This is a genomic window from Bernardetia sp. Wsw4-3y2 (assembly GCF_037126295.1).
In the GTDB taxonomy this organism is placed as follows: Bacteria; Bacteroidota; Bacteroidia; order Cytophagales; family Bernardetiaceae; genus Bernardetia.
The window spans coordinates 2,438,855-2,454,157 of the sequence record NZ_CP147017.1 but is presented as its reverse complement, the minus strand read 5'-3'; the positions used below and the strand labels follow the sequence as shown (position 1 = coordinate 2,454,157).

The 15,303-nt window shown below is 29.9% G+C and carries 19 protein-coding genes; 7 read left to right on the top strand and 12 right to left on the bottom strand.

Annotated elements, in window-relative coordinates:
• Positions 1–42: 42 nt before the first annotated feature.
• From V9L05_RS09970 to V9L05_RS09945, 6 genes are all read left to right on the top strand, one after another.
• Complete coding sequence (locus tag V9L05_RS09970; RefSeq protein WP_338793394.1) at positions 43–228, top strand: hypothetical protein; 186 nt, start codon at positions 43–45, stop codon at positions 226–228.
• Positions 229–421: 193 nt separating this feature from the next.
• Positions 422–787, top strand: coding sequence for a hypothetical protein (locus tag V9L05_RS09965; RefSeq protein ID WP_338793395.1), 366 nt, complete (start codon positions 422–424; stop codon positions 785–787).
• A 36-nt stretch (positions 788–823) separates the two neighbouring features.
• The gene (locus V9L05_RS09960) at positions 824–1,486 is read left to right on the top strand and encodes a hypothetical protein (protein WP_338815357.1); all 663 of its coding nucleotides are present in this window, start codon (positions 824–826) and stop codon (positions 1,484–1,486) included.
• Positions 1,487–2,038: 552 nt separating this feature from the next.
• Positions 2,039–2,413: a TraR/DksA C4-type zinc finger protein gene (locus V9L05_RS09955; protein WP_338793397.1), complete on the top strand. Its 375-nt coding sequence runs from the start codon at positions 2,039–2,041 to the stop codon at positions 2,411–2,413.
• Positions 2,414–2,585: 172 nt separating this feature from the next.
• Complete coding sequence (prmA, locus tag V9L05_RS09950) at positions 2,586–3,488, top strand: 50S ribosomal protein L11 methyltransferase (protein ID WP_338815356.1); 903 nt, start codon at positions 2,586–2,588, stop codon at positions 3,486–3,488.
• Between the two features lie 163 nt (positions 3,489–3,651).
• Positions 3,652–4,146, top strand: coding sequence for a hypothetical protein (locus V9L05_RS09945; RefSeq protein WP_338793399.1), 495 nt, complete (start codon positions 3,652–3,654; stop codon positions 4,144–4,146).
• 102 nt (positions 4,147–4,248) lie between these two features.
• On the opposite strand, the gene V9L05_RS09940 is transcribed toward V9L05_RS09945, so the two are convergent.
• From V9L05_RS09940 to V9L05_RS09885, 12 genes are all read right to left on the bottom strand, one after another.
• The gene (locus tag V9L05_RS09940) at positions 4,249–4,947 is read right to left on the bottom strand and encodes a hypothetical protein (protein WP_338815355.1); all 699 of its coding nucleotides are present in this window, start codon (positions 4,945–4,947) and stop codon (positions 4,249–4,251) included.
• Between the two features lie 23 nt (positions 4,948–4,970).
• Positions 4,971–5,657, bottom strand: a complete 687-nt coding sequence (locus V9L05_RS09935) for a hypothetical protein (RefSeq protein WP_338815354.1) — start codon at positions 5,655–5,657, stop codon at positions 4,971–4,973.
• Between the two features lie 47 nt (positions 5,658–5,704).
• A complete protein-coding gene (locus V9L05_RS09930; protein ID WP_338815353.1) occupies positions 5,705–6,601 on the bottom strand; it encodes an ABC transporter ATP-binding protein in 897 nt (298 codons plus the stop codon).
• Positions 6,602–6,698: 97 nt separating this feature from the next.
• Positions 6,699–7,307 carry a TetR/AcrR family transcriptional regulator gene (locus V9L05_RS09925; protein WP_338815352.1) on the bottom strand — a complete coding sequence of 203 codons (609 nt, stop codon included), beginning with the start codon at positions 7,305–7,307 and terminating at the stop codon, positions 6,699–6,701.
• A 17-nt stretch (positions 7,308–7,324) separates the two neighbouring features.
• Complete coding sequence (locus V9L05_RS09920) at positions 7,325–7,873, bottom strand: hypothetical protein (protein ID WP_338815351.1); 549 nt, start codon at positions 7,871–7,873, stop codon at positions 7,325–7,327.
• Between the two features lie 53 nt (positions 7,874–7,926).
• Positions 7,927–8,346 carry a hypothetical protein gene (locus V9L05_RS09915; protein WP_338815350.1) on the bottom strand — a complete coding sequence of 140 codons (420 nt, stop codon included), beginning with the start codon at positions 8,344–8,346 and terminating at the stop codon, positions 7,927–7,929.
• Between the two features lie 83 nt (positions 8,347–8,429).
• A complete protein-coding gene (locus V9L05_RS09910) occupies positions 8,430–9,083 on the bottom strand; it encodes an ElyC/SanA/YdcF family protein (protein WP_338815349.1) in 654 nt (217 codons plus the stop codon).
• 125 nt (positions 9,084–9,208) lie between these two features.
• Positions 9,209–10,381 carry an acyl-CoA dehydrogenase gene (locus V9L05_RS09905; protein WP_338793406.1) on the bottom strand — a complete coding sequence of 391 codons (1,173 nt, stop codon included), beginning with the start codon at positions 10,379–10,381 and terminating at the stop codon, positions 9,209–9,211.
• 148 nt (positions 10,382–10,529) lie between these two features.
• Positions 10,530–11,063: a hypothetical protein gene (locus tag V9L05_RS09900; RefSeq protein ID WP_338793407.1), complete on the bottom strand. Its 534-nt coding sequence runs from the start codon at positions 11,061–11,063 to the stop codon at positions 10,530–10,532.
• A 28-nt stretch (positions 11,064–11,091) separates the two neighbouring features.
• Positions 11,092–11,394 carry a preprotein translocase subunit YajC gene (gene yajC / locus V9L05_RS09895; RefSeq protein ID WP_338793408.1) on the bottom strand — a complete coding sequence of 101 codons (303 nt, stop codon included), beginning with the start codon at positions 11,392–11,394 and terminating at the stop codon, positions 11,092–11,094.
• A 290-nt stretch (positions 11,395–11,684) separates the two neighbouring features.
• Positions 11,685–12,035, bottom strand: coding sequence for a hypothetical protein (locus V9L05_RS09890; protein ID WP_338793409.1), 351 nt, complete (start codon positions 12,033–12,035; stop codon positions 11,685–11,687).
• A 269-nt stretch (positions 12,036–12,304) separates the two neighbouring features.
• Positions 12,305–12,655: a hypothetical protein gene (locus V9L05_RS09885; protein ID WP_338815348.1), complete on the bottom strand. Its 351-nt coding sequence runs from the start codon at positions 12,653–12,655 to the stop codon at positions 12,305–12,307.
• A gap of 357 nt (positions 12,656–13,012) precedes the next feature.
• On the opposite strand from V9L05_RS09885, the gene metG reads away from it, so the two are divergent.
• Entirely contained in the window at positions 13,013–15,157 is a 2,145-nt protein-coding gene (metG, locus tag V9L05_RS09880; RefSeq protein ID WP_338815347.1) for a methionine--tRNA ligase, read from the top strand.
• Positions 15,158–15,303 lie beyond the last annotated feature (146 nt).

Genomic DNA, 15,303 nt, shown 5'->3' with positions numbered 1-15,303 from the left:
TAGAAATTAATTGTACAAAATGATTCTCAGAATCAAAAAATTATGAAGATAACCTATTATCTCACTTTTATTGCTGCCAATGCTCTCATTGCTTTAGGTTTGGGATATTTATTCTTTAAACCTTCAAATGATTATTGGCAAGGACTTTTACTTGCTGGCGCATTTAATGCTTTTCTATGTTGGAAATCCTATCAACAAATGAAAGCAGAAGATAAAAACTCTGAATGAAGGTATAATAAATAGAAATACTAATGACTTTTAGTTATTGATTTATCGAAATTTCTTGCTATTTCTCATTATTTATAGTTGAGAATATTGAGAGTTACATCTTTTTTTGTATTTTTGAAATGTTAGAATTTATTCTATTCATTAAGATTTTTAAGTTACATTGTTTATAAAGGGCAATTTTCCCTAAACTCCCATGACAAGCCAAGAAAAAAAAGCATATATCTTACTCAAATGCGTGATTTTTCATTATCACGGACTTGATGAAGAAGAAAAGAAAATTTTGCAGGAAACAGCAGATGCGCTCAATGCTCATCAAGAACTAGCGTGGGCAAATGAGTTTATTGGTGAAGATTATTACAACGCCTTCGAACGTGCTAGAGGAGAGTTGCAACCTACAATGTTAGAATTGGAAAAACCAAAGCGATTAGAATATCTTTCAAAAGTTTGGAATGCCAACATGACAAAAGGATATATTTCTGAAATGGAAGCCATGGCAATGATAAAACTAGCCAAAGATTGGGATATAGAAACTGAGCTTATAGAGTCTATTAAAAAGTAAAAATTAGATATTAGTCAATTGAAATTACTTGATAGTATGAGTAAAACTAGTGGCTACGATAAGTTTGAACTCAAATGGAGTATTTCCACAAAAAGAAAACGAAGCAAAGACGGAAGTGATTATTGGCATTTTTTGAGATATAAAGAAGAAATAGAGAGCTTTGAAGAATTCTTTAATCTGCTACAAAGGAGAGATAAATATATCACAGCAAATTACATTATAAATGGGAATGATTTTACACAATATCTCAATATTTACTCCTATCATTATAGGTTAGATCAACCTACTTCTAATTACAACCTCCTTACTTTTGCCTTTAATAATTCAAAATTAGAACAAGGAGAAAATATAAAGGATAAAATTAATCTTCCTTTCCAAAAATTTGCTCTCAAACAAATACTAGGAGAGAATATAGCATATAAAGATGTAGCAGCTCTATACTCTAGAAAAAATATTTCTGAAGAAGAGTTTGAAAACATTATACAAAATACACTAAAAGCAGAAAATGAAGATATTACATTTTATTGCTGTTGTGTTTGTGCTGACAGAGAATGTGGTTATTGTTCTATGCAAATTATAAAAGAGAAAGAAAGTGTTAGATGGGAAATACCTATAAACTATCACAGACCTTATATTTTTGAAAGACAAGAATATGAAAATGCTTTTGCAGATTTTAAAGAGTTTGTAGATAGCATTTAAAAAATTGATTCTTTATGTTTTTTAGCATAACTAAGCTGTATCATTTTGAATGCCGTTGTTAGTATTTTAGCGAAGCGACACCAACAACCAAATAACTTAATTGATTCTTCATACTTTTTAGCATCATTAAACTAAGCTGTATCATTTTTTCTGAATTTAAGGTTTATACATAGCCAATCTTTCAAGAAAAAGAAAATTTAAATAGCAATATTAAGGCAACTTTATGTTAAATTTTTCGTAAAAACTATATAATTAGTTACACAATAACCAATAACACAAAGGGAAACACCAAAGTCTAAAAACAGACTAAACAATTGAAAATCAATTATTTAAAGCAAAAATATAGATTTCCTATCGCTCTATAGAATAGATTATTAATTATTCTATTATCGTAAAATAATAGTCCGTTCATTAAGACAACATCCAAATTTAATATGCTTTTTTGAATAAATAGCATTATTTTATTGGATTGATTGAAATAAATCAATTACCTTTGTGTTCGTAAAAAAGTACATGCAAAAATTTACACATCACTAAAACATATTATTTATTATGGAAAATAACCAAATGTTACGCTATTCTGCTGAGGAACTCAAAGAATTTGAAGCTATTCTTAATTCAAAATTAGCTAAATCTAAAGATGAATTAGAGTATCTAAAAAAGTCTATCATGAGAGAAGATGCAGCTGAAAATAGAACTAGTGCAGGAAATTTAGAAGATGGAGCAAGTTCAATGGAAAAAGAACAACTCAATCAATTAGCTGCTAGAGCACAAAAATTTATTGCAGACCTAGAACGTGCACTTTTCAGAATCAAAAATGGAACGTATGGAGTTTGTAAAGATACGGGCAAACTTATCTCAAAAGAACGTTTGCGTGCTGTTCCTCACACACAGCAATCTATGGAAGCAAAAATGAACCGAGTTTAATATATTTATAATTGGTTTTATACTGAAAATAATCCGTTCTTTGTACTATAAAATATACTGAAATACCGTTATTGATAATTTATTTTATCGATGACGGTATTTATTTTTCAATAAATTTCACGCCTTTGTTGGTGTTTTAGCACAGCGACACCAACAAACAAAAAATAAAAATATGTTTGTTGTCGTTCGTATAAAAACCATAGAAAGTATTGCAGAAATAGCCTATTATGAGCTTGCAGAGTTGGGGTTTGATGCCATTATGGAAGAAGAAAGTATGTATTCTGAAAATGCTGTTCTTAATCCAAATAAAAAAACAGTTTGGATTACTTCCGTTGCAGAAGAAAACTATGATGGAAATGCTGTAAGAGAAATTTTAAAAAATTATGAATCTCAAAACCTGCTTACTTACTCTATTGAAAAAGAAGAAAAACAAAATTGGAATAAGAAATGGGAAGAAAATTTTCAGCCAATTCGTTTAGAATATGATGATTCTAAAGGTAAACAAGAAAAAAAATGTATCATAAGAGCTGATTTTCACGAAGCAGAACCTGATTTTGAACACGAAATAATTGTTACTCCAAAAATGTCTTTCGGAACAGGACACCACCAAACAACACGTTTGATGTTAGGTCATCAATTTGAAATAAATCATAAAGATAAAGTTGTGTTAGATGCAGGCTCAGGAACAGGAATTTTAGCGATTATGGCAGCTAAATTAGGAGCAAAAGAAGTGTATGCTTGTGATGTAGAAGATTGGTCAGTAGAAAACTCCTTAGAAAACGCAGAAAGAAATAATCTAAAAATAGATTCTAGGCATGGAACTGCAAAAGTATTTCAAGGAAAGAAATTTGATATATTACTTGCCAATATTAATAAAAATGTTCTTTTGGAAGAGATGCCTTTGTATTCAGAGCTTTTAGAAGAAACAGGAACATTAGTTTTGAGTGGTTTTCATAACAACGATATAAAAGACATCCAGCAACGAGCAGAAGAGTTTGGTTGGCTTGTCACAAAACAAACAGAAGAAACTCCTTGGTGTAGCCTTCGTTTGATTAAGAATTCTTCTGAACTTTAATCACTAAACAATTAATAATCAGCAAGTTATTTTGTATATTTAATAGGATTGTATAAAGTTTTTATAGTATTATCTTAACTTTTTTTAATTAAAAATTGATAATGGCTTAAAGTGTGTAATTGTCTTCATTAAATTACTTATACACTTATCAAAAACTACTACTATGCAAAAATTCATTTCTATATCAATCATTAGTTCTTTTCTATTTGTACTACTTTTTAGTTTTTCAATTCATCAAGTAGAAGCTCAAACAACACTCTACAACTGGGATAGTTATGGGGTTCAGTTTTCTATTCCAAGTACACATGAAATCAAACAAAGTAGTGGAACAGCTTTCGAATCAGGCGACAATCTGACTTGGTTAGAAATGTATCCTTTCAAAGATTATTCGGCAACCTCTAAAGGTATGGTTCAAAAGATTGCCAATGAAAAAGGTTATCGTGCTATTTCAGAGGGTGCATATAAAAGTGGTGGATATGATGGATATTGGATTCGTTGTTCGACAGCAAGACACCCAACTTGGCTTTTTTGGGTTATTGGCTTTATAGACCCAGAAAGTGACACTAATTTTTATGCTATAATTTGGTGGAAGAAAGACAATCAAAGAGCTTATGATTTAGCTTACAATATGTCATATAGCTTCAAAAGAATGAAATAAATTTAGAAAAATAAAGACAAAACAAATTTATTTAGGTAGTAATCTGGATTAGTTTATCTAATTCAGATTACTACCTTTTTGATTTTGTAAGCAAAATTAAATCTACTCTATTTTTCTCAAAAACAAATAATATCCCACCAAGAAAATTATAAAATGACTAAAAATAGAAATTAAAATCCATAAAAAATTAGGCTCTTGTATTGCTCTATATGTCCAGTAAAAAGGAAAAACACTGAAAATATGTTTCCATGAAGAATCAATAAAAAAAGCTAAAGCAGGAAGAACAGAGAAAAAATTTATCGCCTTAATAAAAGTAATTCCTTCAATTTTATTGTTTGCAAACGTAACTATAAAAAGCAGAGCAACAAGAGATGTTTGAGAGCAAAAAATACTATAAAGCAGCTTTTCTGATAAAGAATAATTCTGAATATCTAAAACTAGGAAAGTCAAGAAAGCAAAACAAAATGCCCAAAAACCAGCCAATAAAAGGCGATAAGCCATAAATAAAGATATAGAAAAGGGCATCACACGAATTACTGTAAAAACATTTTCATCTTTTTCATCAAGCATCACAAAGGCAATAATATAACCTCCCAATAGGGCTGATGTGGTAGCTAAAATAGCCAGTAAAAGAGAATAATAATTTGGAAGCAAAGGAAGTAATTCATTTAGAGCAGACAAACTAGCTTTCAAACCAAAAATCATTAAAAGTGGCAAAACAAGCATCATCAAAAGAGTTTTATCTCTTAAAATATTGATTACATCGTTTTTCAATAAATGAAGAAAAGTAATGGGTTTCATAGTTTATTATTTTGATAATTTTCTCAATTCTGAATCAAATATTTATCATAAAATTTTAGAGCAAGTAAGTAAAAACCAATCGTACTAAATGGCAAATAAATAAGGGCATAAATCCATTGCCAAAACAAAATACACTCAAAAGCAGCTTGAAAAAGTAATAAACAGGCTTGAAATGGAAAAATATAAAGAAAAATTGAATCAGTAATTTCAAAAAAATTTAAGAGTGGCAACATCAAAGGCGAAATCAAAAATGGAAACGTAAATAAATATTGATTAATCGTTTTGATACGAACAACTCCCAAAAAACCAATCAAAAGAAATTGAGCTGAAGAAAGTAAAACAGCCAAACTCAAAATAAAAAAGTTAAATTCTTTTTGACTTGTAAAAGCCATTATCAAACTAGACAAAAGTGCAATTCCTGTAAGAGAAATAATTTTAGCCAGTAAATATTCTGACTTTTTAATAGGTGTAATTACTACAGCTTCTATAGTTTTTGAGCCTTTTTCAAAAAGTATCAAAACACCAATAAATAAAAACCCTAACATCGTAGGATCAGTGCTGATAAGTAAAATGATAAATTTAGTAGGAAATTCATCAAAAAAAACAAAAATCAAACTATAAATAAGTGTAATAATTCCCATGACAGTAAGTATATGCTGACGAGCTTGTAAAATCAGTTTCCACAGTGTTATTTTGAGTATTTTTTTCATAATAGTATGACAGCCTTTCAGTCTGTCTTTAATTTGCTTACACAATTTTAAATCAGTTTTTTGCCTGTAACTTCAATAAAAATATCTTCCAAAGTAGCCTCTTGAGAGTGCATTGATTGAATATAATTTTGCTGAATTAGCTTTTGAAATCCTTCATTTTGTCCTAGGTTTTCTAACTCAAAAAGCTCATTTTGTCTTTCTGATTTGTCATTTTGAGAATATTCTACTTTTAATATCCGTTTTCCATATTTTTCCTTCAAGTTTTTTGGAGAATCTATAAGTGGAATTTTTCCATCTACCATAAATGCCACTCTATCACAAAGTTGCTCAGCATCGTTCATGTGATGTGTTGTGAGAATAATCGTTTTGCCTTCTTTTTTTAGATTTAAGATAATATCTTTTATAATTTTTCCATTGACAGGGTCAAGTCCAGAAGTAGGCTCATCTAAAAACAAAATAGGTGGATTGTGAATCAACGCACGCACAAAATTGAGTCGCATTTTCATTCCCTTCGAAAAGTCTTGAACTTTCTTTTTTGCATCTTTTCCTAGTCCAACACTTTCTAAAAGCTGCATTAATTTTTGATTGATATTTTGTTTATCAAGTTCATAAAATGAAGCAAAAAATTGTAAGTTCTCTAAAGCTGAAAGTTTTGAGTAGTGATTAGGAAGTTCAAAACCAACACCTATTTGATTGTAATACTCGTTTTTCCATTCTCTAAGCTCCTTATCTGGATTGTAAGTTTGACTTTGAGTTTTTATAAAAATATTTCCTTCATAATTTTTTAATAGTTTGGTCAGAATTTTTTGAGTAGTGCTTTTTCCTGCACCACTTGGTCCTAGAAAACCAAAAATTTCGCCTTCCACTACTTCAAAACTAACCTCTTTTACAGTCGGTTTTTCAGCTTTAGGATAAGAATAAGTAAGGTTTTGAACTATAATCATTGTTTGTATAAATTTAAACCGAACAGTCGGTAGGTAAAACTTAAAAATAAAAACCTCGTTGACGGCAACGCCTCAACGACGGTTAGCTGTTAGATTATCAAACTTTAATTAATTGATAAAACTGCTCAAAAAGTTGATTTACTTCTGCATAACTTTTGGCATTCAAATCGGATAAAATAAGTGTATGAAGTTCGAATCCATCAAGCATAAAATAGAATTGTTTGGAAAGTAAAACAGCATCTAAATTTGGCTTGACTTCATTTTTTGATTGAGCAATCTGTATTATTTTTTGATAGATGATTAATTCTTTATCCAAAAGAGCTAGAGAACGTTTTTTATGATGTTCAAAAAGCTGCATTGCTTCCAAAAGAACATTCAAATAATTAGCATTGAAAGTAAGAGATAGTTCTTCTGCTACTTTTCTTACAACTTGTTGTTTTTGAGTTAAATAATTTTGAATATTCTCTAAAAAAGTTTGATTTTCAGAAGGTTCAAAATCAATAACAGGTGAAGCAAGTGCAAAAAAGTATTTATCAATAGCTGCATCAAATAATTCTTCTTTACTTTTAAAATAATGATAAAATGCTCCTTTTGATACTTTAGAAGCCTTTACAAGTTCGGTAAGTGTAGCATTTTTGTACCCTTTTTCTAAAAAGACACGAAATGAAATAGCTAAAATAGCCTCTTTTGTAGAATTTTTTGTCATAGATTTATTGGTATAGTTTAACAACAGTATTTATTTTTTCCATCTTCATAAAGATTATTAAATTCTATCCAGAAATTCTGCCACAAAACTTTGTCTGATTCATCAAAGAATTTTCTTTTGGGTTGCTTTTCAAAAAAACTAAGCACTTCTTCTGCAATTTTTAGTATAATAACAGCAAATTCTTTTTTTGGAATTCTAGTTTTTAAACCTGAATATTTAATTATTGAATTTTCAGATGTTCCATATTGTTTCACAATATTTTCTATGATTATCTCATCCTTATCATGAATTAAGTCTAAGTAAATCCCAATTGGACAACTTACCATTCCTAATTCTCCACAGTGCAATATTAAATCAAAGTTTTCTTTCATTAAATGATTTGATTCTATACACCTTAACAAATTTAATGTTGATGTACTGATTGTCCACTCTAAATCATCATCTTTTGTTAAAATTTTCTCATTTCCAATTTTTAGTTCAAATTGACCATGACTGCATAAATCCATTTCGTTATTAGTGTCCGAAATCCAATTTTGGGAAATAATTTTGATTGAAAAGCTACTCATAATATTCCTGTTAATTTAACTATAAACGAGCTTGAAAACGTCGTTGAGAATTTTTATTTAGAAGCCACTTTTATTTCAAAAAACACCAAAATTAATATTACAAGTATCTCAAAGATAAAATAACTTATTCCTAAAACAGTCAAGTCTTCATAGTGAAACAGCATTAAAAATGGCATCACAGTACAATATAAAATATTTGCTGTAATGATGACTTTCAAAAATGATTGCCAGTTTTTGTCCGTTTTTCCTAACTTATCAAATAAGAAAAAGTAACAAGAAAGAGAATAAAAAGCATAAAATGCAACAATAATTGATAAAATGTAAAGAATATTTTTAGGCATTCCGAAATAATCACTCAACCAAAAACCTATTCCAAATAAGGAAAAAGAAGTAACTAAAGCTCCTATTCCATCAATCAAGAAAATGACTTTTGGATTTGATTTTACCTTTTCTATTGCTGTTTGTATGTTCATTAATTTTCTATTTGAAATAAATAAACCGACTGTTTGGTATGTATTACGTAAAAGTAGTAAAAAATGTTTTGAAATAGCCTGTTTTATGGAATAATTATTTTTTTGCCTAAAAATTTGGGTTCTTTTCCTGTTAGATAATCTACAAATACTTTCACACGAGCAAGTTTTTCTCTAATTTGTGTTTTGATTCCGTACTTTATATTTACATCTTTTGCATTGAAACCAATAACTTCCATTCCCTCCAAATGTGCCAAATAAATAGCTCTTTGATTATGGAATTTTTGAGAAATAACAGTAAATGAACTTTGTCCAAAAATTTCTCTCGCCCTTACAACAGAATCTAACGTTCGGAAACCTGCAAAATCCATAAAAATTCTATCCTTTGGAATTCCTTTTGCAATCAGGGCATTTTTCATGTCTTCAGGTTCGTTGTACTCCTTTGTACTATTATCGCCACTCACAATAATATATTTTATCTTGCCAGACCTATAAAGTGAAACTGTTGCTTCAATTCTATACTTGAAATAATTGTTTATATATCCATTTGGTAAAATTTTTCTTGTTCCCAAAACAACACCTACTTTTCGTGTGGGAATCATTGTTACATTTTCAAAAAGGCTACTTTCTGTTTTGGAAACAACCAGATAATCAGCTATAATTATACTTCCTATTACTCCCAAAATGAGAAGAAAAGAAATGAGCATTATTTTTTTGAGATATTTTTTAATCTTTTTCATAGTTTTATATAAGCGTAAACTATAAAAAAAACAGATACATAATTTTATATATCTGTTTTCTTGTTTTATATGAAATACAGAACCGTCGTTGAGGCTCAAATGTAGCCATCAACAAGGGTTTGAAATTAGTCTTTCAAAATATGTCTTGAAATTACAATTTTCTGAATTTCAGTAGTTCCTTCATAGATTTCTGTAATTTTTGCATCACGAAGCATTCTTTCTACGTGGTATTCTTTTACATAACCATATCCACCGTGAATCTGAATAGCATCAGAAGTTACTTCCATAGCAATTTTGGAAGCGTATAATTTTGCCATTGCACCAGAAAGAGAATAATCTCCACCTGCATCTTTTATTTGTGCAGCCTTTAAACAAAGCAAACGAGCAGCCTCTACTTTTGTAGCCATATCAGCTAATTTAAAAGCAATTGCTTGGTGTTTGTGGATTTCTTTACCAAATGTTTTTCTTTCTTTTGAGTATTTCAAGGCTAATTCTAAAGCACCACCAGCAATTCCTACAGCTTGTGCAGCAATGCCAATACGTCCACCATTCAAAGTAGCCATAGCAATATTGAAACCTTGTCCGTCAGAACCTAAACGATTTTCTTTAGGAATTTTTACATCTGTAAACATCAAAGAATGTGTATCAGAACCACGAATTCCCATTTTGTCTTCTTTTTTACCAACTACAAAACCGTCCATCCCACGCTCAACAATTACACAGTTAATTCCTTTGTGTTTTTTATCTACATCAGTTTGAGCCATTACTAAATAAATAGAAGCTGTTTTACCATTCGTAATCCAGTTTTTTGTTCCATTTAACAAATAATGGTCACCTTTATCTTCTGCTGTTGTGCGCTGTGAAGTAGCATCACTACCTGCTTCTGGTTCAGAAAGACAGAAAGCTCCGATTTTCTCTCCTGATGCAAGTGGCTTTAAGAATTTTTGTTTTTGCTCTTCTGTTCCGTATTTTTCCAATGCCCAACAAACAAGTGAGTTGTTTACAGACATACAAACAGAAGCCGAAGCATCTACTTTTGAAATTTCTTCAATAGCCAAAATATAAGAAACAGTATCCATTCCACTTCCTCCATACTCTGGACTTACCATCATTCCCATAAAACCAAGTTCACCCATTTGTTTGACTTGTTCAGTAGGAAATTTTTGTTCGTTATCACGTTCAATAACGCCATCCCAAAGCTGAGTTTGTGCAAAATCTCTTGCTGCTTTTTGTACTTCTGCTTGTTCTTCAGTAAGTTCGAAACCTAGAACTTGTGGAGTATCTGCTACTAATGCCATATATTTTTTATTTTTTTGAATTAAATTTTGATTCTTATATTCTTGATAATCAGACAAAAATACAAATTTTCAATATAACTTGAAAGTTTGTCTTTATGATTTTTAAAGCCTTTTGTCAACTAATTTTGTTTATAATTTTTTATAAAACTTATTGTTTATCAAAAGTAATATTCAGTTTTACAATCAGGGTTATCGGAATTGGAAACCCTGTTATTTGTTCTGTTATCTCTTCAGGGAGAGCAACATTTGTATTATTTTGAATAGCTAGTTTTGAGTTATTAAGAGTAGTCACTTCAAATGTTTGTAAATTAGCAAGTGTTTGAGCATCTACAAATTCTGTCAAATCTCCTTCTGCCAAACCACTAAAAGTAAGTGTCTGCCCATTTTCTGAAAGTGTCCAGTTTCCTTGTTGTTGATTATCATCTTCTCCTACTAGAAAAGTTCCATTTTCATTAAAAATAATTGTTTGTCCCTCTAAACCTTCTGTTGGATTAAAATCGTTTGTCAGTTCTGGAGGTAAAGTTCCAAAAGTAGATGATATATCAGAATCTACTTCCGTTATTACCCATGTTTTACCAACTAAATTCTCCTTTGCTGTCGGTTCTTTTTCATCGTCTTTTTTACACGCAGATAAAAGAGCAAAAAACAAAACAAAGACGAAAAATAAATTTATTTTTTTCATTTGATTTTTAATAATAGTAATTGAATATTTATTTTTTAGTTTCAGCAACTACTCCAGACTCGTAAGCAATAGCTGTTTTATCTAATTTGATACGAACTCCTTTGTCTATTTCTACTGTTACAGTTGCTTCGCTTACATCAATTATTTTTCCGTGTAAACCACCTGTCGTAACTATTTTCATTTCTCTAGCTAAAGACTCTAAAAATGTTTTTTGTTTTTTGCGTTGTTGTTGTTGTGGACGTAACAAAAAGAAATAAAAGACAGCTACCATACCGACAATCATTAAAATATTGGCGATGTCCATTCCACCAGTTGGCATTTGTACTAACATAGATTTGTTTTTGAGTAATGAATATTAATTTTTGATTAATTACAAAATTACTAAAAAAATCAGTCATTCAATTTCAATGGTTGTATCATTACCACTTTTTCATATTCTTTAAAGTTTAAATTTAATTATTTTTACTAAAGCAGTTTGCTGAATTTCATTTTGCTATATGGTAGTTTGCGCAAAAGTAAATGCCTGTGTTTCTATATATATCGTTTGCTAAACTATTTTTCACAAAAAAACACCTAATCAGATAATTGATAGGTGTTTTTGAATATTTTTAAATCAGATTCTTATCTTTTGTAAAGTTTCCAACTTGTACTATGGTCACTTGCATAAACGATAATATAGTCTTGATTACGGTAATAATCTACGTCATACGTATCTCCTTTACCATCTTTCACTGTATAAAGAAAACCTCCTTCGTGAGTATCTTCTAAGTCATGGAAATCAATAATATCAAATTTATGCCATTCTCCTTTACTAGAAAAGAAAACTTCCATTACTTGAGTATTGGCACTATTAGTTTTGAGTTGTACAGAAAATACATCACCATCATAAGTGAAATATTTTTGAGCTGCTGCTTCTGATTGGATAGCGAAAAATAAGGTCGCTGCAAACATGAAAGAAAAAAGAGTTTTCATACTTTTTAAATTTAAGATTGTAGTAATATTAGTAAATTAAGCACATGAAATTATTTACAAACAGTGTGCTATTTTAGTCCTTTTTTTTAATTTATTTAAAAAAACATAATTTTTTCATAAAAAACCCTCTTAAAATTAAATTCTTCAAAATAAATATAAATCAAAATTTAAAACTATAAAAACACACTATTTCATAATTTTATACAAACAAAAAAGCACCTACCAAATTAGTGATAGATGCTTTCAAATTTATTTTTGATACAAATAACTTATCTTCTGTAAAGCGTCCATTGAGTTTCATAATCATTAGAATATACAATAATGTAGTCTTGAGAACGGTAATAATCTACATGATACTTATCGCCTTTTCCATCTTTTACTGTATAGAGAAATCCACCTTCACCTGTACTTTCTAAATCTTGAAAATCAATGATATTAAATTTATGCCATTCTCCTTTATCAGAAAAACTCACTTCCATTACTTGTGTATTTGCACTATTAGCTTTTAGAAGTACAGAGAATGTACCTCCATCATAAGTAAAGTATTGTTGAGCTGAAGCATTTGATTGCAAAGCGAAAAATAACATCGTCGCAAACATGAAAGAAAAAATAGTTTTCATAAGTGTCTGAATTAAATAAGTTTGAGTAATTAAGAGTATGCTTTTAGTAAGCATAAAATCTATTTGACAAAATTGATGCGCTATTTTTATTTATTTCAAAAAAAAACAAAAAACAATGGTTTAGTTATACAAGTACCTTTTATAGTTATATTTATTTTAAAAAAAGTGATATTTTAGTTTTATATAAATTGATTTTCATCAAATTAATGTACATGAAATCATATTTTTCTCAAAAATTTTAAAGTTTTTATACTTAAAATATTATTCGGTTTACATTTTTCCTATTTTTGTAGATTAATCTATAGTAATTCAAATTGCCACTTGTTAAACTGATTTTTCAGTTCTAAAAATATATCTATGTCGACTTCTATAAAAACATCACAAGATTTCAAACGAACTACTGTTACGGCTGCTCTTCCGTATGCCAACGGTGGACTTCATATCGGACACATTGCAGGCGCATATTTGCCAGCAGATACATATGTGCGTTATCTCCGAATGAAAAATCATGATGTTGTTTTTGTATGTGGAAGTGATGAACATGGTGCAGCAATTACGCTTAGAGCCAAAAAAGAAGGAATTACACCAAAAGAAATTATTGATAAATACGATACTCTTCTCAAAAACTCATTTAAAGATTTTGGGATAGAATTTGATATTTATCATCGCACATCGACTGAAGTACATAAAGAAACAGCCCAAGAATTTTTTACGACTCTTTACCAAAAGGATGTTTTCACAAAACAGACCAACGAACAGTTTTATGATGAAAAATTTGAGCAGTTTTTGGCTGATAGATATATTGTAGGAACATGTCCGAATTGTCAGAATGATAATGCCTTTGGAGACCAATGTGAAAAATGTGGTTCTACATTGAGTCCTACAGAATTAATCAATCCAAAATCAGCATTGAGTGGCGAAAAACCTGTCTTGAAATCTACTTCTCATTGGTTTTTGCCTTTACAAAATTATGATACTTGGCTTAGAGAATGGATTTTGGAAGACAAAAAAGACCTTTGGCGTACAAGTGTTTATGGTCAATGTAAGTCTTGGATAGAGCAGGGTTTGCACGAGCGTTCGATGACAAGAGATTTAGATTGGGGAATTCCTGTTCCTCTTCCAGACGCAGAAGGAAAAGTGCTTTATGTTTGGCTTGATGCTCCTATTGGTTATGTTTCGGCAACCAAACAGTGGGCAAAAAATCAAGGAGAAGAGAATAAATGGGAGAAATATTGGTTAAAGCAACAAGACGAATCTGAAAACTCTCGTCTTATTCATTTTATAGGAAAAGATAATATTGTTTTTCACTGTCTGATTTTTCCTATCATTCTGAAAGAACATGGTGATTATATTTTACCTGAAAATGTTCCTGCCAACAACTTTTTGAATTTGGAAGGCGATAAAATTTCTACATCAAGAGAATGGGCTGTTTGGCTCAATGAATATGTAGAAGAATTTCCTACCAAAAAAGATGAGCTGCGTTATGTTTTGACTTCTATTGCTCCAGAAACAAAAGACAGTGAGTTTACATGGGCAGTTTATCAATCGAGAATTAATAATGAACTTGTAGATACACTTGGAAATTTTGTTAATCGTACTGTGGTTTTGATAAATAAATATTATGAAGGAACTGTTCCAAGTATAGATTTATCAACTGAACAAAATCTAACTGATTTTGATAAAGAAACTTTAGAAGGGATAAAAATTCAGACTCAAAAAGTAAGTCAGAATTTAGAGGGCTTTAATTTTAGAGAAGGATTATATGAAGTAATGGAACTGGCACGAATTGGAAATAAATATCTTGCCACAACAGAGCCTTGGAAACTTCAAAAAACAGAACCACAACGAGTAGAACAAATTATGAAAATTAGTGCAGAACTAACAGCTAATTTATCTATTTTGATGCGTCCGTTTTTACCTGAAACTTCTGATAAAATTGCTCAAATGTTGAACTTAAAACTAGAAAATGAAAACGGTTCAATTTGGAATTTAGCAGGAAAACTTGACTTAATAAAAGGAAAAATAAATAAAGCAACTCTACTTTTTGAAAAAATAGAAGACGAATTGGTAGAAAGTCAAGTCAAAAAATTAGAAGATAATAAGGCTAGAAAAATGCAAGAATTAAAAGAACAGAAAGAAGAAAATGCTGAAGTAAGTCCGATTGCAGAAATTCAACCTGAAATTCAGTTTGATGATTTTTCTAAAATTGATATTCGTGTTGCAACCATCAAAAATGCAGAACCAATAAAAAAAGCAGATAAACTTTTGAAAATCACTTTGGAAGTAGGTGAGCAAGAGGTAACTGTAGCTAGTGGAATTGCAGAACATTTTTCACCAGAAGAAATAATTGGAAAACAAGTGTGTTGGCTTGCCAATCTTGCACCACGAAAAATGAGAGGAATAGTTTCTCAAGGAATGATTCTTTTAGCCGAAAATGAAAAAGGAAAACTTGTCTTTGTAAGTCCTGAAAAAATGGTCAATACAGGAGCGCAAGTTAAATAGTTGTTGTAAATAGAATTCTTTTATCAAATCCTTTATTTTTTCTTTTCCAAGACTGAATAAAGGATTTTTTTTTGCTAACTAAAATCAAAAAATCTAATAAAAATAGCTATATTTGAAATAAGCTAATTTATTTTCAAGAAAAATTT